This window comes from Desulfovibrio sp. 1214_IL3152, assembly GCF_036763055.1.
Classification (GTDB): Bacteria; Desulfobacterota; Desulfovibrionia; order Desulfovibrionales; family Desulfovibrionaceae; genus Desulfovibrio.
In genome coordinates this window covers 1-1,871 of sequence record NZ_JBAIYW010000088.1, presented here as the reverse complement: position 1 = coordinate 1,871, position 1,871 = coordinate 1, and the positions used below count along the sequence as shown (strand labels likewise).

2 protein-coding genes are annotated in these 1,871 nt (G+C 58.6%); both read left to right on the top strand.

Annotated features, from left to right (window positions below; translation table 11 throughout):
* The first annotated feature begins 267 nt into the window (after positions 1-267).
* The gene (locus tag V6C07_RS01715; protein WP_333534667.1) at positions 268-939 is read left to right on the top strand and encodes an amino acid ABC transporter permease; all 672 of its coding nucleotides are present in this window, start codon (positions 268-270) and stop codon (positions 937-939) included.
* A gap of 9 nt (positions 940-948) precedes the next feature.
* Entirely contained in the window at positions 949-1,731 is a 783-nt protein-coding gene (locus V6C07_RS01710; protein ID WP_333534666.1) for an amino acid ABC transporter ATP-binding protein, read from the top strand.
* The last annotated feature ends 140 nt before the right edge of the window (positions 1,732-1,871 follow it).

The window sequence follows — 1,871 nt, the reverse complement described above, 5'->3', positions numbered from 1 at the left end:
AGGCCCGGCCGGCTTTTTCGCCGAATTCGCCAAACGCGCCCGCAACGCAGTCCTGCTTCCCGGGTTCGACATCGACGTCACCCGCTACCACTTTATCGCCGAAAGCGCGGTCTCGCTCGACGCCAGCCTGGCCGGAATCGGCATCCCCAATCTTCGCTGCGTCGGCATGTGACCGGATCTTGCTCCCTCCGTTGGCAGGATAGTGCAAAAATTGGATAATTCCGTATCTACGAAAAGCAAGGGAGAGTAATTACATTCAGCCTACCTATGATGACTGAACGTGTACTTACCCTCCTGGCGGATTCTTTTTGGAAGATCCTGCTGCCCGGCCTGACCATGACCATCCCGCTGACCGTGATTTCCTTTGCCCTCGGCCTGGCGATCGCCGTGGCCGTCGCCCTGGTGCAGGTCGCGGACCTGAAAGTCTTCAAACAGCTCGCGCGTGTTTATATTTGGGCCGTGCGCGGCACCCCGCTGCTGGTTCAACTCTACATCATTTTCTACGGTTTGCCTGGGGTCGGCATCGTGGTGCCGGCCTTTCCCGCGGCTGTAATCGTCTTTTCCCTGAACACCGGCGCATACGCGGCCGAAACCATGCGCGCGGCCCTGGAGTCAGTTCCGGCCGGGCAGATCGAGGCGGGGTACTGCGTCGGCATGACCTGGCTGCAGACCATGTGGAGGATAGTCCTCCCGCAAGCTTTCCGAACAGCCTTTCCGCCGCTTTCCAACACGCTCATCGGCCTGGTGAAGGATACATCACTGGCGGCCAACATAACCGTAGTGGAAATGTTCATGGCCACGCAAAAAATCGTCGCCCGCACGTATGAGCCGCTGGCCCTCTACTGCGAAGTGGGATTGATCTACCTGCTCTTTTCCACGGTGCTGACCTGGCTGCAACGGGCAGGGGAGAAAAAAATGAACGCGGTCTGGACGCCGTAGGAGATAGATATGCTTGAAGTTACCAATCTTACCAAATCTTTCAATGGCGCGGAGATTTTGAGGGGCGTTACTCTTGAGGTCTCCAGGGGCGACGTAGTGGCCATCCTGGGTCCGAGCGGAGCCGGCAAGACGACCCTCTTGCGCTGCCTCAACTTCCTGGAAACCGGAGACCGCGGAACCCTGTCGTTTCAGGGGAAGGTGTACCAGTTCGGCAAAGCCGGCCGGGCGGAGATCGACGCCATCCGAAAAAAAACCGGATTTGTGTTCCAGGATTTCAACCTTTTCAGGAACAAGACCGCGCTTGAAAACGTGACCGAAGGCCTTGTCGTCGCCCGGCGCATTCCCAGGCGGGAAGCCGCGGCCATCGGGATGCAGGCGCTCGATAAAGTGGGAATGGCGGACAAAAAGGACGCTTACCCCCACCAGCTTTCCGGCGGCCAGCAACAGCGTGTGGCCATAGCCCGGGCACTGGCCCCGGCTCCCGAGATCATCTTTTTCGACGAGCCCACCTCCGCGCTTGACCCGGAGCTAACCGGAGAAGTGCTGGCCGTGATGCGCCAGTTGGCCGACGAAGGGATGACCATGCTGGTGGTGACCCACGAGATGGGTTTCGCGCAGCAGGTCTCGTCACAAGTCATCCTGATGGAAAACGGCGCGATCGTTGAATCCGCCGGTTCCGACCAGTTTTTCAATTCACCCAGGGAGGAGCGGACAAAATCGTTCCTGCGCCACCTCGGCGCAAGATCCGAGCATCCGGCCTGGTTTGAAACGCCGACGCTCCAATACCAATAATACCATCGGAGATTTACAATGAAATACAGATTTCTACCCGTGCTTTTTATTTTCTTACTCTCAATCTCCCTGCTCGCCGGATGTTCCGAGGATGAACGCTCGACCGGCGCGAGCACGGGCGACCGGCTGGCCGGGGTCCA